The sequence below is a fragment of the Blautia sp. LMAG:36 genome (genome assembly GCF_008680535.1).
GTDB lineage: Bacteria > Bacillota > Clostridia > Lachnospirales > Lachnospiraceae > Blautia_A > Blautia_A fusiformis.
Window position 1 is genome coordinate 361,525 of record NZ_NALB01000006.1, and the last position, 26,482, is coordinate 388,006.

Here is a 26,482-nt window from a genome sequence, read left to right on the forward strand (position 1 = left end):
TTAAATATGGGATCGACGCTGTTTCGGCTGATTCTTGCGATGTTTCTTGGATGTCTGATCGGTATTGACCGTGGAATGAAGAAGCGTGTGGCAGGTGTAAAAACACATATGATCGTCTGTATGGGGGCAACTCTGGTTATGATGACGGGCGATTTTATCCATGTATATTCTAATGGGGCAGGAATCGGAGATACTGCACGACTTGGCGCACAGGTTGTCAGCGGAATCGGTTTTCTCGGAGTGGGAACCATCATCGTGACCGGACAGAGACATGTATCCGGTCTTACGACAGCGGCCAGTCTTTGGACTTCTGCGTGTATCGGACTTGCTGTGGGGATCGGCTTTTACAGCGGTGCGATCTTTACCACGCTGGGGCTTATTCTGGTGTTCAAATATGCGAAATATATAGAGGTTTATGTGGAAGAGCATTCCAATACCTATGACGTATATATGGAGTTTGAAAATGAAGACAAGATGAGTATGGTCATAAAGAAGCTCCGGGAAGAGGACATCATGATCTCCAACGTAGTTATCATCAAAAAGAGATCCAAAACACAGAGTGTGGTGATCCAGGCAACAATGGAGGCTGCCAAATGGAAAGCACGCCATACTGTATTTCGTGAGGTAAGACAGCAGGAAGGAGTTATTTCTGTGGAGGAAATATGATCGGGAATCGGGAATACAATGAAACTTATCATGTTTTTGAGAAAGTTAAGAGCATGTTAAAGAAAAAACGATGTATTTTACGAAAAATGCACTTGAAATATGAAGAATAGTCTGATACAATGAATACAAAGTGAAGAAGGAATCTGATTCAGCTTGCTGAATACAGAGAATGCCATTGAGAACAGAGACCGGCATGAAGACACATGGATAAATGTGTTTTTATGCCGGCTATTTTTATGCACAAATGTTAATGTTTCAAAAGGATTACAAGGATTACAAGGGTTACGGCATAAAAATAATGGCATATTCGCTTGAAAGATTGCTGTTCGTAAGCAGTACTCCTCGTAGAATATTTACCTGCGGACGGCAATGCTTGTGTTGCAACGGATATTCTGCTGTTTCCGGCGCAGAGAAAGCCGGGGACAGTTCAGAAGATCCGCAAACAGGAAAGGAGAAACAGATCTATGTATGATGTGATCATTATCGGAGCAGGAGTTTCCGGAGCGGCAGCGGCGAGAGAGCTTTCAAGATATCGGCTGAAAATCTGCGTTCTGGAGCGAGAAGAGGATGTATGCTGTGGAACTTCCAAGGCAAACAGCGGAATCGCTCATTCCGGTTATGATGCAGAACCGGGAAGCCTTATGGCGGAACTGAATGTGAAGGGCAGCAATATGATGGGACAGCTTTCGAAGGAACTGGATTTTCCTTTTAAACAGACTGGTTCATTGACTGTCTGTACAACTGAGAATGGAATCGCCATGCTGCATAAGCTGCGTGAAAGAGGACTGAAAAACGGAGTAGAGGGACTGAGGATCCTTGACAGAGAAGAGGCACTTGCCATGGAGCCGAATCTGTCTGATCAGGTGCTGGCAGCACTGTATGCACCGACAGCCGGAATTGTCTGTCCCTTTGAGCTGAACATTGCAATGGCAGAGAATGCATATAACAATGGTGTGGAATTTAAATTTGACACAGAAGTAAAGAACATCCGAAAACAGGAAAAAGGTTTTGTTGTGGAAACCTCAAAGGGTGATCTTGAGACAGGCTGTATCGTCAATGCTGCCGGTGTCTATGCGGATGTTTTTCATAATATGGTAAGTGAGAAAAAACTGCATATCACTCCTCGTAAGGGTGAGTATATGCTCCTTGATAAAAGTACAGGAACACATGTGAATCATACGATCTTTGCACTTCCAAACAAGAGCGGAAAAGGAGTTCTGGTAACACAGACTGTTCATGGAAACCTTTTGATCGGACCTACAGCTACGGATCTGGAGGATCGGGAGGAAACAGCAACTACCTCGGAGGGTATGGAGACAGTAAGCGTCAAATCCGGTAAAACAGTAAAGGATATTCCACTGCGGAAGGTGATCACAAGCTTTGCGGGACTCCGTGCTGTCGAGGATGGTATGGATTTTGTGATCAAAGAGGTGGAGGATGCACCCGGATTTATCGATTGTGCAGGAATTGCATCACCGGGACTTACCAGCTCACCGGCCATTGGCTGTATGATTGCTGACATCGTAAAAGAAAAATTACATCCGGAAGTAAATCCGGATTTTGATCCGGTGAGAAAAGGGATCCTGGATCCGTCAGAGCTTTCTCTGGAAGAAAGAAATGAGCTGATCAAAAGATCACCGGAATATGGAAATATCATCTGCAGATGTGAGATGATCTCTGAGGGAGAGATCCTGGATGCGATCCGAAGACCGCTTGGAGCGAAATCCCTGGACGGAGTAAAACGTCGTACAAGAGCAGGAATGGGAAGATGTCAGTCAGGCTTCTGTTCTCCCAGAACAATGGAGATCCTCAGCCGGGAGCTTGGCATTTCCATGGAGGAGATCACAAAAACAGGCGGAGCTTCCAGACTGATCGAAGGAATCAACAAAAAAATTGCAGAGGAGGGCGAGAACCATGAATGATAAGATTATGGTGAAGAGAGATATCGTGATCATAGGCGGAGGCCCTGCAGGACTGGCAGCAGCCCTGGCTGCAAAGAAAGAGGGAGCAGAGAGTATCCTGATCCTGGAACGTGATAAGCAACTGGGCGGGATCCTGAATCAGTGTATCCATAATGGATTTGGTCTTCATACATTTCAGGAGGAGCTGACAGGACCGGAATATGCGGCACGTTTTATCCGGATGGTAAAAGAGCAGCAGATCGAGTACCGGCTGAACACCATGGTCATGGATATCAGCCAGGATAAGGTGATCACTGCCATGAGCCGCCAGGAGGGAATGTATCAGATCCGGGCAAAAGCTGTGATCCTTGCCATGGGCTGCAGAGAGAGACCGCGAGGCGCACTGAACATTCCGGGATATCGTCCGGCAGGCATTTATTCAGCAGGAACAGCACAGCGCCTTGTAAATATGGAAGGATTTATGCCGGGAAAAAAAGTAGTGATCCTGGGATCTGGTGATATCGGACTGATCATGGCCAGACGTATGACGCTGGAAGGTGCAGAGGTTAAGGCAGTGGCAGAACTGATGCCATATTCCGGAGGCCTGAAGCGAAATATCGTGCAGTGCCTGGATGACTTTGATATCCCGTTGAAGCTTAGCCATACAGTGGTTGACATAAAAGGAAAAGAGCGTGTGGAAGGAATCACTCTTGCAGAGGTAGATGAAAACAGACGCCCGATTCCCGGTACAGAGGAATTTTTTGAATGCGATACGCTTCTTCTTTCTGTTGGTCTGATCCCGGAGAATGAGCTTTCCGGACAGGCAGGTGTGAAGCTGAGCAATGTGACCTCCGGACCGGTGGTAAACGAAAGTCTGGAGACAAATGTAGAAGGTATTTTTGCCTGCGGAAATGTTCTTCATGTTCATGATCTGGTGGATTTTGTTTCGGAGGAAGCCGGCAATGCAGGAAGAAATGCGGCTCTCTATATAAACAACAATGGAGAGGACAAAATACCGGAAGAGATAAAGATCACGCTTTCGCCCAAAAACGGAGTCCGCTATACAGTGCCGTCTGAGATCCGTATCGGTCATATGGCGGAGGAGCAGCTGGTCCGCTTCCGTGTGGGAAATGTGTATAAAAATTGTTACATCCGTGCATATCTGGATGGAGAACGGATCTTTTCCAGAAAAAAACAGGTGGCAGCACCCGGAGAGATGGAACAGATCAAATTGAAAAAAGAGCAGCTTCTTTCCATTCTGGAAGGAAAACAGAAACAGGATAAACATGAACTTGTGATCCAGGTGGAGGAGTGATGAAAATGGAAAAAAGGAATCTTACTTGTATCGGATGTCCTATGGGATGCGCCCTTCTGGTGGAAATGAATGGAAAAGAGATCATTTCCGTCACAGGAAATACCTGTAAAAAAGGCGCGGAATATGCAGTGAAGGAAGTGACAGATCCGACCAGGATCGTGACAACGACCGTTCGTGTGAAGAATGGAAATATGCCGGTGGTGTCAGTAAAGACAGCACAGGATATTCCGAAAGGAAAGATTTTTGACTGTGTGGAAGCGCTGCGGGATGTATGTGTGGAAGCACCGGTTCAGATCGGGGACGTGATCCTGGAGAATGCAGCAGGAACAGGCGTGGATATCGTGGCTACAGGAAATGTGAAGCAGATCATACAGTGATCAGCAGAGGATATATATGGCAAACTGTATGCTTATAATATGTCAGCCCTCCGGCAGACAAAGCGAATAAAATAAACCTGAAAAGGCTTTTTTATCGCTTTGTTTGCTATGAAATGAAATATACAAAATGCACAAAAAATATCAGCGCTTAAAAAGGATAATTGATTAAAAACAACAAAAAATATACATAAAAATAGATGAAAAATGTTGAAAATAAATAAATACTATGATATAATCAGAAATATAAATTAGCAAAAATGCTCACAATGATGTAATGCATTGAATGGAGGATGATTAGAATGAAAGTATTTGGACATCGTGGTTTCAGCGGAGAATATCCGGAGAATACAATGTTGGCGTTTCAGAAAGCTGTGGAGGCTGGCTGCGAGGGAATCGAGCTTGATGTGCAGCTGACTAAGGATCTGGTTCCGGTGATCATGCACGATGAGAAGGTTGACCGTACCACAGATGGAAACGGATATATCTATGACCTTACATATGCCGAGCTGTGTAAACTGGATTGCAGTTATCCGGATAAGTTTGCCGGAAAATTCGGCAGGCTTCAGATTCCGACTCTGAGAGAGTATCTGGAGTGGATGGCAGAGGAGGAAGATCTGATCACAAACATCGAGTTGAAGAACAGTGTTTATTATTATGGTGGTATGGAAGAGAAGGTCATTGATATGATCTGCGAATATGGTCTGGAGGATCGGATCATTCTTTCCTCTTTCAATAACGCATCCATTGTATTGTGCAGACAGAGTGATGAGACTATTGCAGGAGGCTTTCTGGTAGAGAAATACGTGGATAATGCAGGGGTTTATGCAAGAACCTGTGATGTGCAGTATTATCATCCGAATCTGGAATACCTGAAGGAAGAGCATGTACGCAGCTGTTCCCAGAACGGGATCGGGGTGAATGTCTGGACTGTAAACGAGGAAGAGGATATGAGAAGGATGAAGAAATGGGGAGTAAACTCCATTATCACCAATTATCCGGACAGAGGAAGAGCAGTGGCAGATGAGGATTGACACTGCGATGTAAAGACGCTTTCTGTGAGGCACATACAGGAGGCAGGCTAAATTTGAAATCTCCGGCAGGAGGGGGTCCTGCTGCAGATCTATATAAGTAAAATAAAAAAACTATAATAATGTATATGGAGGGGTTTTTACAATGGAGAAAGAAACAAGACCTTTTATTTCCTGGCAGCTTGCAGACGATTTTATGACTGCAGTATTTGAGAAAATGGGAGTTCCAACAGAGGATGCAAGACTTTGTTCTGACGTACTTCTGGAAAGTGACAGACGTGGAATTGAGAGCCATGGCTGCAACCGCTTTAAACCGATTTATATCGACCGTATCAAATCTGGAATTTTAAATCCTGTAACAAAGATCGATATTCTTAAAGAGACACCGACAACTGCAGTTCTCGATGCTAACGATGGTATGGGAATGGTAGCCAGCAAAAAGGCTATGGACATGTGTATTGAAAAAGCACATAAATACGGCATGGGTATGGTTGCAGTCCGTAACTCTTCCCATTATGGAATCGCAGGCTACTGGACAGGTCTCGCAGCAAAGGAGAATATGATCGGTATCAGTGGTACCAACGCAAGACCATCCGTTGCACCGACATTTGGTGTTGAGAATATGCTTGGAACCAACCCGTTGACATTTAGTATGCCTACAGATGAGCCGTTCCCATTTACACTGGACTGTGCAACATCTGTTATCCAGAATGGCAAGATTGAATACTACGCACGTATCAATCATGATACTCCTAAGGGTCTTGTTATTTCCAGAGAAGGAGAGGAGCTTACAGATAGTGCAGAGATCCTTAAGAAGATCAGAAGCCAGCAGGCAGCACTTGCTCCTCTCGGTGGATTTGGTGAGACAACCGGAGGATATAAGGGATACGGATACTCTACTGTTGTTGAGATCCTTTCCGCAGCTCTTCAGTCCGGTCTCTTCCTGAAAGCTCTGGAGGGCAAGGATGAGGAAGGAAAGATCCGTCCATATCATCTTGGACATTTCTTTATTGCTATCGACACAGAGGCATTTATGGGTGCAGAGGCATTCAAGAAAACATGCGGTGATATCCTGAGAGACCTGAGAGGCTCCGAGAAGGCTCCTGGACAGGAACGTATCTACACAGCAGGCGAGAAGGAATATGATGTATGGATGTATCGTAAGGATAAGGGAGTTCCGGTGACAGAGGCAGTTCAGAAAGAGTTTATCGGACTTCGTGATGAATTCGGACTTACACAGTTCAAATTCCCATTTGAGAAATAATGTATCTGCAGAAGGGAAGTCCATAGGGGCTTCCCTTCTTTTGCCAGAGCAGAAGATTGTCTGAGAATTGTAATACAGCCGGAAATAAAACAGATATATTTGGCAAATGTGTCTGGTCTTTGAAGCAATAAACTGATACAATAAGAATAATATCTTCAAACAATGCGCGGAGATAGTATGATATTGTGTGAACATTGCGGAGGAAGAGAGAAGATGAACAAAGAATTTCTGGACGCGATCGAGGCGAACCCGATCATAGCGGCTGTGAAGGATGAGCAGGGGCTTCAGAACTGTCTGGGCAGGGAGGAGCTTACCGTGATCTTTATCCTGTATGGAGATATCCGTTCTATTGGGGGAATTGTGGAGCGGATCCACCAGGCGGGGAAGATCGCGATGGCACATATAGACCTGATCGCAGGTTTAAGCTCAAAAGAGGTTTCTGTGGATTATATTTGTAAAAATATCCATGCAGATGGGATCATTTCAACAAAAGCATCCATGATCAACAGGGCGAAGAAGCTTGGAATGTATACAGTTCTGCGTTTTTTCCTTATTGATTCCATGGCGATCAAGAATATTGAGAATCTGGGAAATCAGCATGAGCAGCTGCCGGATGTGGTAGAGGTTCTGCCGGGGCTGATGCCGAAGATTCTTAAACAGATATGTAAAACAAGCAAGGTGCCTGTGATCGCAGGCGGTTTGATCTCCGATAAGGAGGATGTGATGGGAGCCCTGGGTGCGGGGGCAGCAGCGGTTTCCACTACAAATCAGAAGGTATGGAAATTATGAGGCTGCAGAGGCATTGAGCCGCAGCCAAGAAATGTATTGGAGGATTTTTATATGGCAAAATATGTTATGGCGCTGGATTCCGGAACGACCAGTAACCGCTGTATTCTTTTTGATGAAAGCGGAAGGATCCGCAGTGTGGCGCAGAAGGAGTTTATCCAGCATTTTCCGAAACCGGGATGGGTAGAGCATGATGCAGGTGAGATCTGGTCCACACAGCTTTCTGTTGCCAGAGAGGCTATGAACCAGATTGAGGCAACGGCAGAGGATATTGCAGCGATCGGTATCACCAATCAGAGAGAGACCACTATTGTCTGGGATAAGAATACGGGACAGCCGGTTTATCATGCCATCGTATGGCAGTGCAGAAGAACTTCAGAATACTGCGACAGTCTGAAAGCAAAGGGACTGGAAGAAAAATTCCGTCAGAAAACAGGACTTGTTATTGATGCGTATTTTTCAGCCACAAAGGTAAAATGGATCCTGGATAATGTGGAGGGTGCCCGCGAAAGAGCAGAGAAGGGAGAGCTTCTGTTTGGTACCGTGGAGACCTGGCTGATCTGGAAGCTGACCAAGGGAGCTGTTCATGTAACAGATTATTCCAATGCATCCAGAACGATGATGTTCAATATCAATACACTGGAGTGGGATGATGAGATCCTGGAGGAACTTGATATTCCGAAATGCATGCTCCCGCAGGTAAAAGAGTCCAGTGAGATTTATGGTGAGACAGATCCATCCTTTTTCGGTGGAAGGATCCCGGTAGCCGGTGCTGCCGGGGACCAGCAGGCGGCGCTGTTCGGGCAGGCCTGCTTTGAGAAAGGTGAAACCAAGAATACATATGGAACCGGTGGCTTTCTTCTGATGAATGCAGGAGATAAACCGGTATTTTCCAATAACGGGCTGGTTACAACCATCGGATGGGGACTTAACGGAGAGATCACTTATGTTCTGGAGGGATCCGTATTTGTGGCTGGTGCTGCGATCCAGTGGCTTCGTGATGAGCTTCATCTGGTGGATTCCGCATCGGATACCGAGTATTTTGCGGGAAAGGTACCGGATGCAAACGGCTGCTACGTCGTGCCTGCATTTACAGGACTTGGAGCTCCTTACTGGGATCAGTATGCCCGTGGCACGATCGTGGGATTGACCCGTGGTGTAAATAAGTATCATATTGTGCGTGCGACTTTGGAATCACTTGCATATCAGGTCAATGATGTGCTGGAGGTTATGAAGGAAGATGCAGGAAGTGACCTTGCAGTTCTTCGTGTAGACGGCGGAGCAAGTGCAAACAATCTTCTCCTGCAGATCCAGGCCAATATCAGTAATGTAGCTGTAGAACGTCCGGAATGTATTGAGACAACTGCTCTTGGTGCCGCATATCTGGCAGGTCTTGCTGTGGGATTCTGGGAAAGCAAGGAGGCAGTACTGGAAAGCCGTGATGTGGAACGTATTTTCCGCACGGAGATCGATGACGAGAAGCGAAATGCCATGGTAAAAGGCTGGAGAGCTGCAGTAGGCTGCTCCAGAGACTGGATCAAAAAGATCCAGTAAAAGATAAAAAAGAAAAGTCATGCAGCGGGACCGGATGAAAATGTCCTGTGCATGGCTTTTTGCGTTTCCGGAATGTCACAGACAGACCGGCATAGTAAGCGATCGCGGAACAGATCCGCCGGAGCTTACAGAGTGGCCAGATCGATCCTGTAATCGTCGGAACCCTCTCCGTCAGCAGTGTAGTAAGCTGCTCTTTCTTCTGCATTTACATAGATGTGGAGCTCTTTGCCTTTCAGGCCCTTTGCTTCTGCATCTTTCTTAACAGCTGCCTCAAGGTCGGCAACTGTGATGGATGTCTCAAAAATTTCAAGTGTGATGCCGCTGATCTTATGATTTTTTACAGTGTTCTTAACTTCTTCTACTACTTCTGGTGCCTTGGCTGCTACAGTCTCTGTTGCCTTTTTGACTGCTTTAACGGTTTTTTCAGCTGCAGGTGTTTTTTCAATCTTTTCTACAGTTGATTTCACGGTAGCTTTGGCCTTGGTGGTTGCGCTCTTCAGGTTGCTTGTTCTGCTGTTTCTTCTTTTTTCCATAATGGAACACTCCCTTCCGCATATTTCGCTGACAGAACGGATCTGCCGGAATATGTACCTGTTTACAGTATCATGAATCCGGTGGAAAGTCAAATTTTTGCTTGGGTGTTGCATTTCCGGCAGTTGTCGTATAAACTGGATTACAGAGAAAATCAGACAGGGGTACAGAGATTGAAGAATATTCAGGAAGATATTAAAACAGGAAAATTTAAGCAGGCATATCTCCTTTACGGTGAGGAAGCCTATCTGAAACAACAATATAAAAGAAATCTGGTGAAGGCTCTGAACCCGGACGATGATACCATGAATTTTACCAGATATGAGGGGAAGGGGATCGATGTCCGGGAGCTTTTGAGTCTTTGTGATACCATGCCCTTTTTTGCAGAGCGAAGAGTAGTCCTTCTTGAGGATACGGGATTCTTTAAGAACAAATGTGAGGAACTGGCAGATTATATGAAAGCTCTGCCTGATTATCTGTATCTGGTGTTCTGCGAGTCTGAAGTAGATAAAAGAAGCCGTATGTACAAGGCGGTAAAAGCCTGCGGCAGCATCGGGGAATTTAAACAGCAGGATGAAAAGACTCTTATGCGGTGGGCAGCAGGGATCCTTGGAAAAAATGGCCGCAGGATCACCCAGAGAGATGTGGAGCTTCTGCTGACCATGACGGGAACAGATATGGGAAATATAAGGATGGAGCTGGAAAAGCTGATCTCCTATACGGTCGGAAGAGATGTTGTGACTGCTGCAGATATCCAGGCTGTCTGTACCACGCAGACAACCAATAAGATCTTTGATATGGTGCGTGCGGTGACGGAGAAGAACCAGAAGCGGGCCCTGGATCTGTACTATGACCTTCTGACTCTTCGGGAACCGCCGATGCGGATATTGTTTCTTTTGGCGAAACAGTTTCGTCAGATCTGCCTGACCAAGAAAATGTCACAGGAGGGTCTTTCTCAAACCGAGATCGCTTCCAAACTGGGAGTACCCTCTTTTGTTGTGCGGAATCTGGCATCCTGTGCCAGATCCTACACTGTGGAAGAGCTGGAGAATGCTGTGCGGGATTTTGTGGATGCGGAAGAGGCGGTAAAGACAGGTACACTTGGAGATGTGCTCAGCGTGGAGCTTCTGATCGTGAAGTACAGCTCGGCGAGAGCAGTGAGAGCCTGAGTTTTACGGAGACTGGTTCTGCCACAGGGTCGCTCCGTTGTCCCTGAGCCATTTTTCGCAGGCTTTATACTCCGGCATCACAGATGCCACCACTGCATAAAAGGCAGGGGAATGATTCATTTCTTTTCTGTGGGAAAGTTCGTGTACCACAACATAATCCAGGACTTTTTCCGGGGCGAAGATCAGCCGCCAGTTGAAATTCAGGTTTCCTTCGCTGGTGCAGCTTCCCCAGCGGGTTTTTTGTTCCCGGATCGTGATACGGCCGTAGGTTACGCCCATTTTTCTGGCGTAGGCTGCGGTTTTTCTTTTGAATATTTTTCTGGCGGATTCCATATAATAACTGCGGCGGAATTCTGAAAGAGGCGGGTTTTCAGCCTGGGGCTGTGCCGGATCAGTGGCAGCGTGTGAGAGATGCTCCAGGATCCAGCTTTCTTTCTGTGAGAGAAAACGATGGATGGTGGAATCTGGCATTGTGTGTGGAGCGCGGACAGTTACCTGACCGGAAACGCTGACCTGGATCGCCAGGGTTTTCCGACTGCTGCGGATAATGCGGTAGGGAAAGGGATGGGATATCATAAAAAACTCCTTTTGGTCAATGCAGAAATCTATATACAAAAAAGACAGTCGCTGACGGTTCGACTGTCTTTCCTTTTACTTATAAGCTTATAACTAAAATATTCCGTGGTCTATTACGCAATGCTGTTGACAGCTTTGGAAAGACGGGAAATTTTTCTGGCGCAGTTATTTTTGTGATAAACGCCCTTGGATGTAGCTTTGCTGATTGTGGAGATTGCGTCCTTAAGAGCAACCTCTGCAGCTGCCTTATCCTTATTCTCAACTGCTGTCTCAACTTTCTTGATGGAAGTCTTAACTGCAGAACGGATTGCTTTGTTTCTTGCAGCCTTAGTGCTGTTAACTAAGATTCTCTTCTTTGCGGATTTAATGTTAGCCAATTCGTACACCTCCGATTCCTTAAAAATATAATATTAAATTACATTCACAGGAACAGACACGGGCGCTCCTATGAAACATGCTTATATATATTATTATACGTGCACAGGAATGTCAAGATGTTTTTTGCAAAAATTCCAAAAAAATATGCAAAAAATACCAGATGCTGTGTGGGAAAGGGGAAATGATACATATTTATGGGAAAAAGGGAAATAATGAAAGGGAAAACACCGGTAAAGCTGCAGATAGCAGCGGAAAAGTCTTTGCAATCTTACAGAAAAAGAGGATGAGAGTATGGCTGGAAGGAGCAGAATCAGAACAGACCTGGCGCTGGAAGCAACGGAACGCTTTCAGGCGGAAAACGTAGAAGTACGTGGAGTAGAGATCAGGGAAAGATACGATGAGGAAAAGGATGTTCGGACTACCGTAGTGCGGATCACAACGGAAAACGGAGCCAGGACCATGGGAAAACCACAGGGGACCTATATTACCATTGAGGCACCGGATCTTTCCGTTCCGGATGAGGATTATCACAGGGAGATCTCGGAAGAGGTGGCACATCATTTGAGGGAGCTGATCGATCTCGGACGGCAGCAGTCGATCCTGGTGGTAGGGCTTGGAAATCAGGAGATTACTGCAGATTCCCTTGGCCCTCGTGCAGTTTCCAATCTTCATATGACAAGGCATGTGATCCGGGAATATGGGCTGAAGAGCAATGAACATATGAAAATGCATCAGATCAGCGGGATCGTTCCGGGTGTGATGGCACAGACCGGAATGGAAACTCTGGAAATTGTTCGGGGTGTTGTTTCTGAGACAAAGCCGGATCTGGTGATCGCCGTAGATGCGCTGGCGGCCAGAAGTACGACAAGACTTAACCGGACGATCCAGATCACGGATACCGGGATTAGTCCGGGCTCCGGCGTGGGGAATCACAGGGAAGGCCTGAATGAAGAAAATCTTTCGGTCCGTGTGATCGGGATCGGTGTTCCGACTGTGGTGGATGCGGCTACTATTGTCCATGATTCCATGGCGGAGCTTCTGGAGGCGCTGGAGGAAGATGAGCAGAAGGAGTTTCTGGAAGAAATGATCTCGCCGAAGCTTTACACCATGTTTGTAACACCAAAGGATGTGGATGAAACGGTACGGTATTTAAGCTTTACCATTTCCGAGGGACTGAATCTGGCTTTTTCCGATAGTCTAATCGAAGAGGACAGGTCATAAAATACCATAAGAGGTGATCGTGGGTGACGAATATCCAGAGGGCTTTCTGCGTGGTTTTGAGCCTGATCTTCCTGTGTGTGGTGGCTGTCCTTCCGGGAGATTTTTTCAGGCATGGTGAGATCTACAGACAGCTGCCGCTGTATTGCTTTCTGGAAAAGAAAGCTCTGCAGAAGGAAAATGGCAGAGACAGGGAAACAGAGATGCTTTTGCAGGAAAAAAACGCAGAGCATCTGGGTAAAGAAGTGGAAGCAGAGAACCGAAAAGAGCAGGAGACGCTGCTGATGGCCGAGGCGGAAGAAGTAGAGAAGAAAGAAAAGCTTCAGAAGAAAGAAGAGCTTCAAAAGAAAAAAGAAATTCAAAAGAAAGAAGCGGAAGAGGCAGAGAAAAAATCTTCTGACGGCAAAAAAAGTGAAAAGGAGACCGGTAAGGAAAATGCAGAGCCGGAAGTTACGGAGTCGGGGGACACAGGACAGAAAGTTGCAGAACAGGAGACTCCGGCGTCAGAGGAGAACCGATCCGGTGAAAATACCGCGAAGGAACAGGAGGCTGTGGCACTGCCACATCCGCAGATTGACTTGTCTCAGGCGAAACTGGCAGATTTTGATTATGTGATGAATCAGTTTTTTATATTGGATTCCAATACGGAGACGAATGCACAGCAGATCAGTGCGCCCCGTTTTCTGAAGGAGGATCTGTCCGTTAAAAAGGATTCATCGGTACCCCAGATCCTGATCTATCATACCCATTCCCAGGAGGCTTTTGCAGATTCAAGAGAAGGACAGACTGAGGACACCATCGTAGGAGTGGGAGATCATCTTACTGAACTTCTGGAAAAAACATATGGATACCAGGTCATTCATATAACAGATGCCTTTGATATGATGGGAGGAACACTGGACAGGAGCAAGGCTTATGATTATGCCAGGGCATCCATAGAAAAAGTGCTGGAAGAAAACCCCACCATTGAAGTTGTGATCGATCTTCATAGAGATGGTGTGCCGGATGATCGGCATCTGGTAACGCAGGTGAATGGAAAACCTACTGCTCAGCTGCTTTTTTATAATGGATTAAGCTATACAGTCAGTCAGGGGGCAGTGAGTTATCTGCCCAATCCTTACATAGAAGAGAATCTGGCATTTTCCTTTCAGCTGGAATATCAGGCGGCACAGTATTACCCCGATCTTTACCGGGGAATCTATCTGGCAGGTCTTCGCTATAATCTGCATCTTAAGCCACGTGCGCTGCTTCTGGAGGCCGGAGCGCAGACAAATACCGTGGAGGAAGTCAGAAATGCCATGGAACCTTTTGCAGATATCTTAAACAGAGTTCTGAAAGGCAGTGACAAAGAAGACTGAAATATGGTATGATAAAGAGCAGTATGGAAAAATATGCGTTCTGAACGCTTTATACGAGAGAAATTTAAGGAGGACTTCCTGAATGATAGACCAGAGTAAAATTCGGAATTTTTGTATCATTGCACATATCGACCATGGCAAGTCAACACTTGCGGACCGTATCATCGAGATGACGGGACTTCTTACCGAGAGGGAAATGCAGGCCCAGGTTCTGGATAACATGGACCTTGAGAGAGAACGAGGGATCACCATCAAATCCCAGGCGGTTCGTATTGTATACAAAGCCAAGGACGGAAATGAGTATATTTTTAACCTGATCGATACCCCGGGACATGTAGACTTTAACTATGAGGTTTCCCGAAGCCTTGCTGCCTGTGACGGAGCGATCCTTGTTGTGGATGCAGCACAGGGAATCGAAGCTCAGACACTTGCCAATGTATATATGGCACTGGACCATGATCTGGATGTGGTTCCGGTGATCAACAAGATCGACCTTCCAAGTGCGGATCCGGAGCGTGTTATCAATGAGATCGAGGATGTGATCGGAATTGAGGCGCAGGATGCACCGCAGATCTCCGCAAAAACAGGACTGAATGTAGACCAGGTCCTGGAGCAGATCGTCAATAAGGTCCCGGCGCCGGCGGGGGATGTGGATGCACCGCTGAAGGCTCTGATCTTTGACTCTGTTTATGACCCTTATAAGGGTGTTATCGTATTTTGCAGAGTGAAGGACGGACGTGTGAAAAAGGGCACGAGGATCCATATGATGGCGACCGGATTCACCACGGAGGTTGTGGAGGTTGGATATTTTGGAGCGGGTCAGTTTATCCCATGTGACGAGCTGACAGCAGGCATGGTTGGATATATCACAGCCAGCATCAAGAATGTCCGTGATACCCGCGTGGGTGATACGGTAACGGATGCGGACAACCCCTGTGCAGAGGCACTTCCGGGATATAAGAAGGTAAACCCTATGGTTTATTGTGGCCTTTATCCGGCAGATGGTGCCAAGTACGGCGATCTCCGTGACGCGCTGGAGAAGCTTCAGCTCAACGATGCTTCCCTTTATTATGAACCGGAGACATCGGTCGCCCTTGGATTTGGTTTCCGCTGCGGCTTCCTGGGACTTCTTCATCTGGAGATCATCCAGGAGCGTCTGGAGAGAGAGTATAACCTGGATCTTGTAACTACAGCACCGAGTGTTATCTATAAGGTCTATAAAACCAATGGTGAGATCATCGAGCTGACCAATCCCACCAACCTTCCGGATCCTTCAGAGATCGAATACATGGAAGAGCCTATGGTGAAGGCGGAGATCATGGTAACCACAGAGTTCATTGGTGCGATCATGGATCTCTGCCAGGAGAGACGTGGTCAGTATGAAGGCATGGAATATATGGAAGAAACCCGTGCACTCCTGAAATACAGACTGCCGCTGAACGAGATCATTTATGATTTCTTTGATGCACTGAAATCACGTTCCAGAGGTTATGCATCCCTAGATTACGAACTGGACGGATATGAGAGAAGTGAGCTTGTAAAGCTGGATATCCTTGTGAATAAAGAAGAAGTGGATGCTCTTTCCTTTATCGTGCATGCAGATACTGCTTACGAGCGTGGAAGAAAGATGTGTGAGAAGCTGAAAGACGAGATCCCGAGACAGCTCTTTGAGATTCCGATCCAGGCAGCTATCGGAAGCAAGGTCATTGCCAGAGAGACGGTAAGAGCCATGCGTAAAGACGTACTTGCCAAGTGTTACGGTGGAGATATCTCCCGTAAGAAGAAGCTTCTGGAAAAACAGAAGGAAGGTAAGAAACGTATGCGTCAGGTAGGTAACGTGGAGATCCCGCAGAAGGCATTTATGAGTGTCCTGAAGCTGGATGATAAATAGGAGATGACTTTTTGAAAAAAAATATAAAAAAACTGTTTCTGGCAGCAGGACTTCTGGCTATAACAGGAGCTCTGCTTACCGGATGTGGTTCAAAGAAGAAAAATGCAGAAGAGGAAAGTGTGATCAAAATCAGTACAGCGCCGGAACCGACTGCCACTCCTGATCCGAAAACCGTAGATCCGGATGCAGTGACGAGCAATGGAAATCTGACAATGGTCAATGAGTACCTGGCAGAAAACGGCAGCGAGGCACTGGGGATCGATGGCGTGACACCGACACCGGCTGCTTCAGACGGAAGTACGGATAATGCGGATAGTGCCGGTGAAGATACAAGCTCCGATGAGGATAATGATACATCAGGTAGTGGTGGAGAGGAAGGAGCCATGGATGGAGAATGAGGCGAAAAAACCGCTGGAGCTCTATATCCATATTCCGTTTTGTGTAAAAAAATGCGATTACTGTGATTTCCTTTCCGGACCTGCCGGAAAAGAGAGGCAGCGTGAATATTTCCAGGCTTTGGAAAGGGAGATTGCCGCTGTTCCGGATTTTTCGGACAGGGAGATCACCACAGTTTTTATCGGCGGAGGAACACCTTCCGTGCCGGATCCGTCTCTTGTTGGAGAGATGCTGGATCAGATCAGAAATAAGTTTTTTGTGGCCCCGGATGCTGAGATCACCATCGAAGCAAATCCGGGGACTTTATATAAAGAAAAACTTCAGATATATCTGGAACACGGGATCAACCGACTGAGTCTGGGGCTTCAGTCCCCGCAGAATCGGGAATTAAAGATCCTTGGAAGGATCCATACGTGGGAAGAGTTTCAGGAGAGCTTTTTTATGGCAAGGGATGCAGGCTTTTCCAACATCAATATCGATCTGATGAGTGCCATTCCGGAACAGACCTATGCAGACTGGGAAAAAAATCTCCGCACGGTGGCAGGGCTTTCGCCGGAACATATTTCCGCCTACAGTCTGATCATTGAGGAAGGTACTCCTTTCGGGGAGAGAAAGCTGAAATTGCCGGATGAGGATACGGAGTACCGTATGTATGAGAATACGGCAGGGATCCTGGAGGAATATGGGTTTCATCAGTACGAGATCTCCAATTATGCGAAAGGCGGGCGGGAATGCCGCCATAATAAGGGATACTGGCAGAGGATCGATTATCTGGGACTGGGACTTGGGGCGTCTTCACTTCTGGATCATATGCGTTTTTCCAATACTGCGGATATGAAGGAATATATTGGAAACAGTGCGTTTCCGGATAAGATCCGCCAGAATATGGAAAGCCTTACAGAGGCAGATGAGATGGCTGAGTTTATGTTTCTGGGGCTTCGGATGACAGAGGGTGTTTCAATGGAAGCGTTTGCGGAATATTTCGGAAAAAATATGGAAAACGTTTACGGAGAGGTCCTGAAAAAACATCTGGAGATCGGAATGCTGGAACAAAAAGGAGACAGGATATATCTTTCGAGAAAGGGAATCCATGTGAGTAATGGAGTGATGGCGGATTTTCTGCTGTAGAAAAATTTGTCGGTTTTTTCACCTTGACGAACGGATGTTCTGGCAGTATACTGGTAAAAAATCAGAAGTTTTACAGCGGAATAAGAGAGGTAGATTCTGCTGTTGAGAAGAATACCGGAGTATTTTTTATGACCGGACAGAGTAGGAGGCTTTCATGTCAGCAGAAGCAAACGATAAGAAGCGTTTTATCAGGATACGCGGAGCCAATGAGAATAATCTTAAGAATCTTAGCGTCGATATTCCCAGAGACCAGTTTGTGGTACTTACCGGACTCAGCGGCTCCGGTAAGTCATCTCTTGCATTTGATACCATTTATGCAGAGGGACAGAGACGTTATATGGAGTCACTTTCTTCCTATGCGAGGCAGTTCCTGGGACAGATGGAGAAACCGGATGTGGAGAGTATCGAGGGCCTTCCGCCGGCAATCTCCATTGATCAGAAGTCAACGAACCGGAATCCCCGTTCTACAGTGGGTACGGTAACGGAGATCTACGATTATTTCCGACTTCTGTATGCCCGTGTGGGAATCCCGCACTGTCCCAAATGTGGAAGAGAAATCCGCAAACAGACGGTAGATCAGATGGTGGATCAGATCATGACGCTTCCGGAACGCCAGAAGATCCAGCTTCTTGCACCGGTAGTGCGGGGACGCAAGGGAACCCATGTTAAACTTCTGGATCAGGCCAGAAGAAGCGGATATGTGAGAGTGCAGATCGACGGAAATCTCTATGAGCTTTCTGAGGAGATCAAGCTGGATAAGAATATCAAACATAACATTGAGATCGTTGTGGATCGACTTATTGTGAAACCGGGAATAGAGAAGCGTCTTTCCGATTCTATTGAAACCGTGCTGGATCTGGCGGATGGTCTGCTGGTAGTAGACACTATGGACGGGAAGCTTCTGAATTTCAGTCAGAGTTTTTCCTGTCCGGATTGCGGCATCAGCATTGATGAGATCGAACCCAGGAGCTTTTCCTTTAATAATCCATTTGGTGCCTGCCCGCAGTGTCTGGGTCTTGGATATAAGATGGAATTTGATATCGATCTGATGATTCCGGATAAGAAACGGAGTATCAATGAAGGGGCTATCGCTGTTCTCGGATGGCAGTCCTGTACTACGCAGGGAAGTTTTTCCAGAGCAATCCTGGATGCCCTGGCAAGGGAATATGAATTTTCTCTGGATACACCTTTCTGTGAGTATCCGAAGAAGGTCCAGGATATCCTCATCCATGGTACCGGCGGTCATTCTGTGAAGGTTTATTATAAAGGACAGCGGGGAGAGGGCGTTTACGATGTGGCGTTCCCGGGACTGATCCGCAATGTGGAGCAGAGATACCGTGAAACCGGTTCCGAGGCCATGAAGCAGGAATACGAGAGCTTTATGCGGATTACTCCGTGCACCACATGTAAGGGACAGAGGCTGAAGAAGGAGTCACTGGCAGTGACCGTGGCGGATAAGAATATTTATGAAGTGACCAATATGCCGGTACAGAAGCTGCAGGGCTTTCTCCGCGATCTGAAGCTTTCAAAGCAGCAGGAGCTTATTGGAAGGCAGATCCTGAAGGAAATCCGCGCCAGGGTTGGATTTCTGGCAGAGGTTGGCCTGGAGTATCTTTCACTTGGAAGAGCTACCGGAACCCTTTCCGGCGGAGAGGCTCAGAGGATCCGTCTTGCCACACAGATCGGATCCGGGCTTGTGGGGGTTGCATATATCCTGGATGAGCCGAGTATCGGGCTTCACCAGAGAGATAATGACAAGCTTCTGGGGGCACTGATGCGTCTCCGTGATCTTGGCAACAGTCTGATCGTGGTGGAGCATGATGAAGATACCATGCGTGCTGCAGACTGTGTCATCGATATCGGCCCCGGAGCCGGAGAACATGGCGGACAACTGGTCGCAATGGGGACAGCTGAGGATCTGATGAAAAATGAGCAGTCTGTGACAGGAGCTTATTTAAGCGGAAGGCTGAAGATCCCGGTACCGGAAGTGAGGAAGGAACCAACCGGATTTCTTCATATAAAGGGTGCGGCAGAGAACAACCTGAAGCATATCGACGTAGATATTCCTCTGGGAGTGATGACCTGTATCACAGGTGTTTCCGGCTCCGGTAAGAGCTCTCTGATCAATGAAATCTTGTACAAGAGACTTGCCAGAGACCTGAACCGTGCCAGAGTGATCCCCGGGAAACATGATGACATCCTGGGTATCGATCAGCTGGATAAGGTGATCAATATCGACCAGTCCCCGATCGGAAGAACTCCCCGTTCCAATCCTGCCACATATACCGGAGTTTTTGACCAGATCCGTGATCTTTTTGCAGCCACCGCAGATGCCAAGGCAAAGGGCTACAAGAAAGGCCGTTTCAGTTTTAATGTCAAGGGCGGACGGTGCGAGGCCTGCAGCGGTGACGGAATCATCAAGATCGAGATGCATTTTCTTCCGGATGTATATGTGCCCTGCGAAGTCTGCAAGGGCAAACGCTACAATCGTGAGACTCTGGAAGTGAAGTATAAGGGCAAGAGCATTTATGATGTATTGAATATGACTGTGGAAGAAGCACTGACATTTTTTGAGAATGTACCGTCGATCCGGAGAAAGATCGAGACCCTGTATGATGTAGGGCTTTCCTATATCCGTCTGGGTCAGCCCTCCACCACTCTTTCCGGAGGAGAAGCACAGCGTATCAAGCTTGCCACAGAACTCAGCAAGCGCAGTACCGGAAAGACGATCTATATCCTGGATGAGCCTACCACAGGACTGCACTTTGCGGATGTCCACAAGCTGATCGAGATCCTGCGCCGTCTGTCTGAAGGAGGAAACACCGTTGTGGTCATTGAGCACAATCTGGATGTGATCAAGACGGCGGATCATATTATTGATATCGGACCGGAAGGCGGTGACAGAGGCGGAACGGTAATTGCCAGAGGAACTCCGGAGGAAGTAGCAGAGAATCCGGTTTCCTACACCGGTAAATATGTGAAAAAATATCTGGAACAGAAATAACCGGTAAAAGTTCTTTTCAATTTCTGTGGTTTTGTATATAATGAAGTGCGGGAACGTTTCGGCACAGACCGGAACAGAATAAGTCAGAAATGCGTCAGCATATGAATGTGTATGACGCAGGCGGGAGGATTTATGCCGGCAAAGGATATTGGAATCGATCTGGGAACCAGAAACAGTCTGGTGTTTTCCACAGGCAAGGGAATCGTTTTAAGAGAGCCCTCTGTGGTTGTTTATGATAAAGATACAGAGAAGATCAGAGCAATCGGTGAGGAAGCCAGACAGATGGCAAGCCATCTGACTTCCAATATGGAAGTGATCTGGCCAATCCGAAGAGGTGTGATCGTAGATTATAATGTAATGGAAAAGATGCTGAAATATTTTATTTCACAGGCTATGGGACGGAGAGCGTTCCGGAAACCGAGAGTCAGCATCAGTGTTCCGAGCGGGATCACGGAGATCGAGCGCAAGGCAGTTGAGGAAGCAGCTTATCAGTCAGGGGCCAGGGAAGTTTTTCTTGTGGATGAGCCCATTGCTGCTGCTATCGGGGCAGGTGTAGACATTACCAAGCCATTTGGCAATCTGATCGTGGACATCGGTGCAGGGACCACGGATGTTGCGGTCGTATCCGTAGGAGGTGTGGTTGTTTCCGCATCTGTGAAGGTTGCAGGAGATAATTTTGATCATGCGATCATGAATTATGTACGTGAGAAGCACAGCCTCTTTATCGGGGAGGATGCAGCGGAGAATATCAAGATCAAGATTGGAACAGCCAGTGAAGAAGCGGATCTTCGCACGATGGAGGTCAAGGGCAGAAATATCATCACAGGACTTCCGAAGGTGGCAACACTGACTTCTGAGGAGATCCGGACCGCTTTGCGGGAAACGACCGGACAGATCGTAGAGACAGTCCATGGCGTTCTTGAGAAAACACCGCCGGAGCTGGCGGCAGATATCATGGACAGAGGAATCGTTCTTACAGGCGGAGGTGCCATGCTGCATGGAATGGATGCATTGATCGAGCAGAAAACAGGAGTCAGCACATTGACTGTGCAGGATGCAATGCTTGTAGTGGCTGCCGGAACAGGAAAATATGCGGAAATCATGTCAAGGATGTAAACCGTTATGAGGCGTCCGGACGGCACAGGGTCAGAGAAGAGACTGCCGCAGGAAACTCATACAGATAAGGCGCTGCAGCTGCAGTGCCTTTTGCTGTTATCAGAGGTTTACAGATGGAGAAAAAAATGAGTGAGACAGTTACAGGATATATAGATCATGTGATCTTCCGAAATGAAGATAATGGATATACGGTCATGGTACTGAAAGGGATGGAAGAGGAACGGGAACTGACCTGTGTGGGGACATTTCCTGCGATCACCCAGGGGGCTGCCATTGAAGCTTCCGGAAATTATACAACACATCCGGTGTATGGCAAGCAGTTTCAGATAGCCTCCTACGTAGAAAAAATGCCGGAGGATGCACTGGCCATGGAGCGTTATCTGGGTTCCGGTGCGATCAAGGGGATCGGAGCGGCACTGGCAGCCAGGATCGTACGTCGTTTCGGTGATGATACTATGCGTATTGTAGAGGAAGAGCCGGAGCGGCTGGCTGAGATCAAGGGAATCAGCGAAAAAAAGGCCATGGAGATCGCAGAACAGATGACGGAGAAAGCAGATATGCGCCGCGCTATGATCTTTCTCCAGAAATACGGGATATCACTGAATCTCGGCGCAAAGATCTATCAGAAATATGGGCAGACTGTATATGGAGTCCTGCAGGAGAATCCGTATCGCCTTGCAGAGGATATCAGTGGTGTGGGATTCCGTATCGCAGATGAGATCGCTTCCCGGATCGGGATCCATACAGATTCAGATTACAGGATAAGAAGCGGAATGTTGTATACTCTCCTACAGGCTTCAGGAGAAGGCCATATCTATCTCCCGAAGGAGGAACTTTTTTCCAGGGCATCCGGACTTTTGGGAGTAGATTCCTCCTACATGGAAAAACATCTCATGGATATGGTAGTAGACCGGAAACTGATCCTGAAAGAAACAGAAGACGGTGCAGTTGTCTATCCCACACGATATTATTATCTTGAGCTGAATTCAGCCAGAATGCTCTGTGAGCTGAACATCCTCTGCCCGGAAGATGAGGAGATGATGGAGAAACGGATCAACAGGATCGAAAAGGAGACAGGAACCCGGTTAGATGAAATGCAGAAACAGGCAGTGGCGGCAGCTGCCAGTCATGGTCTGTTCATTCTGACCGGCGGGCCGGGAACCGGAAAGACTACAACGATCAATGCGATTATCCGTTATTTTGAAGAGGAAGGCGCTGAGCTGCGGCTTGCAGCTCCCACCGGCCGTGCAGCCAAGCGAATGACAGAGGCTACCGGATACGAGGCTCAGACGATCCACAGACTTCTGGAGCTGAATGGAATGCCGGAGGAAGAGCAGGAAGGCCGTGCAGTTCATTTTGACAGGAATTCGGAGAATCCGCTGGAAGCGGATGTGATCATCATTGATGAGATGTCCATGGTAGATATCGCACTGATGCATTCATTGCTTCTTGCAGTGACAGCAGGGACCAGATTGATCCTGGTAGGTGATGAAAATCAGCTTCCCAGTGTAGGCCCGGGAAATGTTCTGAGGGATATTATCCGCAGCGGCTGTTTTCCGGTAGTAGAGTTGAAAAAGATTTTCCGCCAGGCATCTGAAAGTGATATTGTGGTGAATGCACATAAGATCAACCGGGGCGAGCAGGTGACCATCAATAACAAGAGCCGGGATTTCTTTTTTCTGAAAAGATATGATGCGGACATCATTATCCGTGTGGTGATCGCACTGATCCAGGAGAAGCTTCCGCGTTATGTAGATGCAAAGCCCTATGAGATCCAGGTGCTCACGCCTATGCGTAAGGGACTTTTAGGTGTGGAGCGGCTGAACCAGATCCTTCAGAGATATCTGAACCCGCCGGATGAAAAGAAAAAGGAGAAAGAGATCGGACAGCGTCTTTTCCGTGAAGGGGATAAGGTGATGCAGGTGAAGAACAATTACCAGCTGGAGTGGGAAATCCTTGGACGATACAAGATTCCTGTGGATAAAGGTGTGGGCGTGTTTAACGGAGATACCGGTATTATGACGGAGATCAATGAATTTGCGGAAACGGCCACCGTGGAATTTGAGGATGGCAGACAGGCAGAATATTCCTTCAAACAGCTTGAGGAACTGGAACTTGCCTATGCAGTGACCATACATAAGTCCCAGGGCTCAGAATATCCGGCAGTGATCCTTCCGATCCTTTCCGGACCAAGGATGCTGATGAATCGGAATCTTCTGTATACAGCAGTGACCAGAGCCAGAAAATGTGTTACCGTAGTAGGCAGCGAGACCACTTTTGCGGAGATGATCCGTAATGAAAAACAGCAGCAGAGATACAGCTCTCTGGACAGACGGATCCGGGAGCTGGATGAATCTGAACAGAAGGAGAGCGCCATCGGGGAGAAAGGACTTTCTTGAAAAAAACAGCAGATTTTTTACTGGACATGCTTTACCCGAAAAAATGCCCGCTGTGTCATCAGATACTGAAAGAAAAAGACCGGCTGATCTGTCCGGAGTGTTCCGGAAAGGTCAGGCCTATATCCGGTCCCAGGTGTATGAAATGCGGAAGACCGGTAAAAATGGAAGAGGAATACTGTGAAGACTGCCGCAAGGGTGCCCATTATTTTACGGAGGGCAGAAGTATTTTCTGGTACGGAGAGGTCTGGAGACAGTCTTTGGTACGATTTAAGTATTACGGATGTCGGGAATATGGGGATTTTTATGCAAAGGCAATGAGCATCTTCGGAAAAAAATATCTGGAACGGTGGAAGCCTGATCTGATCGTTCCCGTTCCTCTGCATCCCAGAAAAAAAAGGATGAGAGGTTTTAACCAGGCAGCATATCTGGCAGAAAGGCTCAGTGTTCTTACAGGGATCCCATGGAATGAGCATCTGGTAAAGAAGATACGAAGCACAAGATCTCAGAAAAAACTTAATGCCATACAGAGGCGTCAGAACCTGAAAAATGCATATCAGGTAACCGAAAAGATCCCAGGTTTTTCTGTACTTGTGGTGGATGATGTATACACAACAGGAAGTACGGCAGATGCCATGGCAATGTGTCTTCTTGAGGCCGGTGCAGAGAAAGTTTATTTTCTGACAATATGCGCAGGAAGGGCATGAAACAGCCGAAAAAACACTTTTCATAGGTATGGAACTATGCTACAATAAATTTGATTGCAGTTAAACAGTATAACTGTATGGAAAGCGTAATGCAGATCATATATCGGGGATTTTCCTGATAAAGAAAGCTTATGAGGAGTTATTTTTATGGTAAATGAAGAAAAAGTGAAGATCATGAACCGTCTGGCCATGTATGAGCATGGAGAAGGCAGGAAGTATCTTCCGGTGAGCAGATATTATCGAAGTGATTATATTGGACTTGCACTGATCAGAAACTTTTTTCTGGTAACGATCGGATATATATTGGGACTTGCAGGCGTTGCCGCATATTTCAGCGAATATCTTATGGATAATGTGAATAAGATTAATCTGGTCGAGGTTGGGATCTATATCATCGTCGGTTATCTGATCGTGCTTGTTGTATATTCGATACTGACCTACATCCAGTATTCTGTGAAATATTTCCGGGCAAAAAAAAGTGTCAGGGAATATTATCAGGATCTTACAAGACTGGAAAAAATCTACGGGCGGGAGGAAAAAAGAAATCCGGTCCGGAGAAATGCAGGAGGACATAGAAAATGACAGCTTTACTTGAGATCAAACAGAATATCAAAAGATTTTACGGACAATATGAAGTATATATACTGCCGGTCCTGAAGTTTGTTCTGGCATTTGCCTATTTTCTCTGGATCAACAGCAATATGGGCTACATGAAACAGCTGGATAATATTTTTGTTGTCCTGATCCTGGCGCTTGTATGTTCGATCCTTCCGGTTTCCGTGATGATGTTTATGGGATTTGCGTTGATGATCGGGCACTGTTATGCAGTCGGGATCGAAACGGCAGGATTTATGCTGCTTCTTATTCTGTTTATGCTGATCCTGTTCCTAAGATTCAGCGGGTCACAGAATCTTGCAATGATCCTTACACCACTTTCCTTCGGATTTGGTGTTCCTGCACTTATGCCGATCGGAGCAGGCCTGCTGGGTAGTGCATTGTCAGCGCTTCCGGCCGGATGCGGTGTTGTGATCTATTATTTTATACGGTTTGTACATGCACAGTCGGCGGCACTCAGTGATCCTGCCGCAGAGATCACAGAAAAACTGAAGCTGATCTCTGACGGACTTGTCCACAACTGGGCAATGTGGATCACGGTGATCGCGTTTGTGGTAGTGATCCTGTTTGTGAACCTTCTGAGAACACGGGCGTTTGATTATGCATGGAGGATCGCTGTCATTGCCGGCGGCGTGATCTATATCCTGGTTATCCTTGCCGGAGATTTCTGCATTAGTATTACGGTAGCCATGGTGCCGATGATCCTGTCCACAGTGATCTCCGTACTGGCAGGATTTGTTCTGGAGTTCTTTGTTTTTGGCGGAGATTACAGCAGAACAGAACGTCTGGAATATGAGGATGATGAGTACTATTACTACGTAAAAGCCGTTCCGAAGGCAACGGTCGCCACTTCTGAGAGAAGCATCAAAAAGATCAATGCGGAGCCGGTAAAAGAAGAAAAAAAAGAAGACAATGTTGTGTCTTTCAGTGATGATGTATTTCCTGAGAAGAACGAAATGCATACAGTAAAGATGCCGGATATGGTTTCCGAAAATACAGTAAGTGAGAAACCGCAGGGATTGGACAAGATCGATTTCGAAAAACAGCTGGAGGAATCGCTGAAGGATCTTTAAACAGGAACGATTGGAATAGCTCAGGAAGAAAGGAG

General features: G+C 46.9%; 23 protein-coding genes. 20 read left to right on the top strand and 3 right to left on the bottom strand.

Features of this window, described 5'->3' with window-relative positions; all coding sequences use genetic code 11:
• Window positions 1-6: 6 nt before the first annotated feature.
• The 8 genes from CCC17_RS09120 (at window position 7) to glpK (ending at window position 8,891) form a co-directional block, all read left to right on the top strand.
• Window positions 7-666 carry an MgtC/SapB family protein gene (locus tag CCC17_RS09120; protein ID WP_044961713.1) on the top strand — a complete coding sequence of 220 codons (660 nt, stop codon included), beginning with the start codon at window positions 7-9 and terminating at the stop codon, window positions 664-666.
• Window positions 667-1,130: 464 nt separating this feature from the next.
• On the top strand, window positions 1,131-2,588 hold the full coding sequence (locus CCC17_RS09125; RefSeq protein WP_287082972.1) for an NAD(P)/FAD-dependent oxidoreductase: 1,458 nt from the start codon (window positions 1,131-1,133) through the stop codon (window positions 2,586-2,588).
• A 7-nt stretch (window positions 2,589-2,595) separates the two neighbouring features.
• Window positions 2,596-3,882 carry an NAD(P)/FAD-dependent oxidoreductase gene (locus tag CCC17_RS09130; RefSeq protein ID WP_287083006.1) on the top strand — a complete coding sequence of 429 codons (1,287 nt, stop codon included), beginning with the start codon at window positions 2,596-2,598 and terminating at the stop codon, window positions 3,880-3,882.
• A gap of 5 nt (window positions 3,883-3,887) precedes the next feature.
• Window positions 3,888-4,259, top strand: coding sequence for a DUF1667 domain-containing protein (locus tag CCC17_RS09135; RefSeq protein ID WP_118515126.1), 372 nt, complete (start codon window positions 3,888-3,890; stop codon window positions 4,257-4,259).
• 299 nt (window positions 4,260-4,558) lie between these two features.
• Window positions 4,559-5,290, top strand: coding sequence for a glycerophosphodiester phosphodiesterase (locus CCC17_RS09140; RefSeq protein ID WP_021976755.1), 732 nt, complete (start codon window positions 4,559-4,561; stop codon window positions 5,288-5,290).
• A 142-nt stretch (window positions 5,291-5,432) separates the two neighbouring features.
• Window positions 5,433-6,551 (top strand): Ldh family oxidoreductase, encoded by a 1,119-nt coding sequence (locus tag CCC17_RS09145; protein ID WP_118515046.1) that lies wholly within the window; start codon window positions 5,433-5,435, stop codon window positions 6,549-6,551.
• Between the two features lie 213 nt (window positions 6,552-6,764).
• Window positions 6,765-7,340: a glycerol-3-phosphate responsive antiterminator gene (locus tag CCC17_RS09150; RefSeq protein WP_287082974.1), complete on the top strand. Its 576-nt coding sequence runs from the start codon at window positions 6,765-6,767 to the stop codon at window positions 7,338-7,340.
• A gap of 51 nt (window positions 7,341-7,391) precedes the next feature.
• Entirely contained in the window at window positions 7,392-8,891 is a 1,500-nt protein-coding gene (gene glpK / locus CCC17_RS09155) for a glycerol kinase GlpK (protein ID WP_022426947.1), read from the top strand.
• Between the two features lie 125 nt (window positions 8,892-9,016).
• Here the strand turns inward: glpK and CCC17_RS09160 are convergent, their stop codons facing one another.
• Complete coding sequence (locus CCC17_RS09160; protein ID WP_021651876.1) at window positions 9,017-9,424, bottom strand: DUF6465 family protein; 408 nt, start codon at window positions 9,422-9,424, stop codon at window positions 9,017-9,019.
• Between the two features lie 171 nt (window positions 9,425-9,595).
• Between CCC17_RS09160 and holA the strand changes: the two genes are divergently transcribed.
• A complete protein-coding gene (gene holA / locus CCC17_RS09165) occupies window positions 9,596-10,591 on the top strand; it encodes a DNA polymerase III subunit delta (protein WP_022426949.1) in 996 nt (331 codons plus the stop codon).
• A gap of 3 nt (window positions 10,592-10,594) precedes the next feature.
• Here the strand turns inward: holA and CCC17_RS09170 are convergent, their stop codons facing one another.
• Entirely contained in the window at window positions 10,595-11,167 is a 573-nt protein-coding gene (locus CCC17_RS09170; RefSeq protein ID WP_287082976.1) for a M48 family metallopeptidase, read from the bottom strand.
• Window positions 11,168-11,280: 113 nt separating this feature from the next.
• Window positions 11,281-11,544: a 30S ribosomal protein S20 gene (rpsT, locus tag CCC17_RS09175; protein ID WP_022426951.1), complete on the bottom strand. Its 264-nt coding sequence runs from the start codon at window positions 11,542-11,544 to the stop codon at window positions 11,281-11,283.
• A 292-nt stretch (window positions 11,545-11,836) separates the two neighbouring features.
• Here rpsT and gpr point away from each other — a divergent pair, with 292 nt between their 5' ends.
• From gpr to CCC17_RS09230, 11 genes are all read left to right on the top strand, one after another.
• Entirely contained in the window at window positions 11,837-12,766 is a 930-nt protein-coding gene (gene gpr, locus CCC17_RS09180; protein WP_015527438.1) for a GPR endopeptidase, read from the top strand.
• A gap of 23 nt (window positions 12,767-12,789) precedes the next feature.
• Window positions 12,790-14,121, top strand: coding sequence for a stage II sporulation protein P (locus CCC17_RS09185; protein ID WP_287082977.1), 1,332 nt, complete (start codon window positions 12,790-12,792; stop codon window positions 14,119-14,121).
• 82 nt (window positions 14,122-14,203) lie between these two features.
• The gene (gene lepA / locus CCC17_RS09190; RefSeq protein ID WP_021651884.1) at window positions 14,204-16,012 is read left to right on the top strand and encodes a translation elongation factor 4; all 1,809 of its coding nucleotides are present in this window, start codon (window positions 14,204-14,206) and stop codon (window positions 16,010-16,012) included.
• An 11-nt stretch (window positions 16,013-16,023) separates the two neighbouring features.
• Complete coding sequence (locus CCC17_RS09195; protein ID WP_021651885.1) at window positions 16,024-16,410, top strand: hypothetical protein; 387 nt, start codon at window positions 16,024-16,026, stop codon at window positions 16,408-16,410.
• Complete coding sequence (gene hemW / locus CCC17_RS09200) at window positions 16,400-17,536, top strand: radical SAM family heme chaperone HemW (protein ID WP_118752912.1); 1,137 nt, start codon at window positions 16,400-16,402, stop codon at window positions 17,534-17,536. Before CCC17_RS09195 ends, hemW begins: the two co-directional genes overlap by 11 nt.
• Before the next feature lie 154 nt (window positions 17,537-17,690).
• On the top strand, window positions 17,691-20,540 hold the full coding sequence (uvrA, locus tag CCC17_RS09205; RefSeq protein WP_059086148.1) for an excinuclease ABC subunit UvrA: 2,850 nt from the start codon (window positions 17,691-17,693) through the stop codon (window positions 20,538-20,540).
• Between the two features lie 132 nt (window positions 20,541-20,672).
• A complete protein-coding gene (locus CCC17_RS09210) occupies window positions 20,673-21,656 on the top strand; it encodes a rod shape-determining protein (RefSeq protein ID WP_044961702.1) in 984 nt (327 codons plus the stop codon).
• A 125-nt stretch (window positions 21,657-21,781) separates the two neighbouring features.
• On the top strand, window positions 21,782-24,055 hold the full coding sequence (gene recD2, locus CCC17_RS09215) for an SF1B family DNA helicase RecD2 (protein WP_015527431.1): 2,274 nt from the start codon (window positions 21,782-21,784) through the stop codon (window positions 24,053-24,055).
• On the top strand, window positions 24,052-24,759 hold the full coding sequence (locus CCC17_RS09220) for a ComF family protein (protein ID WP_287082979.1): 708 nt from the start codon (window positions 24,052-24,054) through the stop codon (window positions 24,757-24,759). The genes recD2 and CCC17_RS09220 overlap by 4 nt, the downstream gene beginning before the upstream one ends.
• Before the next feature lie 147 nt (window positions 24,760-24,906).
• Complete coding sequence (locus CCC17_RS09225; protein ID WP_015527429.1) at window positions 24,907-25,341, top strand: hypothetical protein; 435 nt, start codon at window positions 24,907-24,909, stop codon at window positions 25,339-25,341.
• The gene (locus CCC17_RS09230) at window positions 25,338-26,447 is read left to right on the top strand and encodes a hypothetical protein (protein ID WP_287082980.1); all 1,110 of its coding nucleotides are present in this window, start codon (window positions 25,338-25,340) and stop codon (window positions 26,445-26,447) included. The genes CCC17_RS09225 and CCC17_RS09230 overlap by 4 nt, the downstream gene beginning before the upstream one ends.
• Window positions 26,448-26,482: the final 35 nt, after the last annotated feature.

Coding starts and splice junctions, on each gene's coding strand:
- CCC17_RS09120 (WP_044961713.1), top strand. CDS start 7: ATGGGATCGACGCTGTTTCGGCTGATTCTTGCGATGTTTCTTGGATGT.
- CCC17_RS09125 (WP_287082972.1), top strand. CDS start 1,131: ATGTATGATGTGATCATTATCGGAGCAGGAGTTTCCGGAGCGGCAGCG.
- CCC17_RS09130 (WP_287083006.1), top strand. CDS start 2,596: ATGGTGAAGAGAGATATCGTGATCATAGGCGGAGGCCCTGCAGGACTG.
- CCC17_RS09135 (WP_118515126.1), top strand. CDS start 3,888: ATGGAAAAAAGGAATCTTACTTGTATCGGATGTCCTATGGGATGCGCC.
- CCC17_RS09140 (WP_021976755.1), top strand. CDS start 4,559: ATGAAAGTATTTGGACATCGTGGTTTCAGCGGAGAATATCCGGAGAAT.
- CCC17_RS09145 (WP_118515046.1), top strand. CDS start 5,433: ATGGAGAAAGAAACAAGACCTTTTATTTCCTGGCAGCTTGCAGACGAT.
- CCC17_RS09150 (WP_287082974.1), top strand. CDS start 6,765: ATGAACAAAGAATTTCTGGACGCGATCGAGGCGAACCCGATCATAGCG.
- glpK (WP_022426947.1), top strand. CDS start 7,392: ATGGCAAAATATGTTATGGCGCTGGATTCCGGAACGACCAGTAACCGC.
- CCC17_RS09160 (WP_021651876.1), bottom strand. CDS start 9,424: ATGGAAAAAAGAAGAAACAGCAGAACAAGCAACCTGAAGAGCGCAACC.
- CCC17_RS09170 (WP_287082976.1), bottom strand. CDS start 11,167: ATGATATCCCATCCCTTTCCCTACCGCATTATCCGCAGCAGTCGGAAA.
- gpr (WP_015527438.1), top strand. CDS start 11,837: ATGGCTGGAAGGAGCAGAATCAGAACAGACCTGGCGCTGGAAGCAACG.
- lepA (WP_021651884.1), top strand. CDS start 14,204: ATGATAGACCAGAGTAAAATTCGGAATTTTTGTATCATTGCACATATC.
- hemW (WP_118752912.1), top strand. CDS start 16,400: ATGGAGAATGAGGCGAAAAAACCGCTGGAGCTCTATATCCATATTCCG.
- uvrA (WP_059086148.1), top strand. CDS start 17,691: ATGTCAGCAGAAGCAAACGATAAGAAGCGTTTTATCAGGATACGCGGA.
- CCC17_RS09210 (WP_044961702.1), top strand. CDS start 20,673: ATGCCGGCAAAGGATATTGGAATCGATCTGGGAACCAGAAACAGTCTG.
- recD2 (WP_015527431.1), top strand. CDS start 21,782: ATGAGTGAGACAGTTACAGGATATATAGATCATGTGATCTTCCGAAAT.
- CCC17_RS09225 (WP_015527429.1), top strand. CDS start 24,907: ATGGTAAATGAAGAAAAAGTGAAGATCATGAACCGTCTGGCCATGTAT.
- CCC17_RS09230 (WP_287082980.1), top strand. CDS start 25,338: ATGACAGCTTTACTTGAGATCAAACAGAATATCAAAAGATTTTACGGA.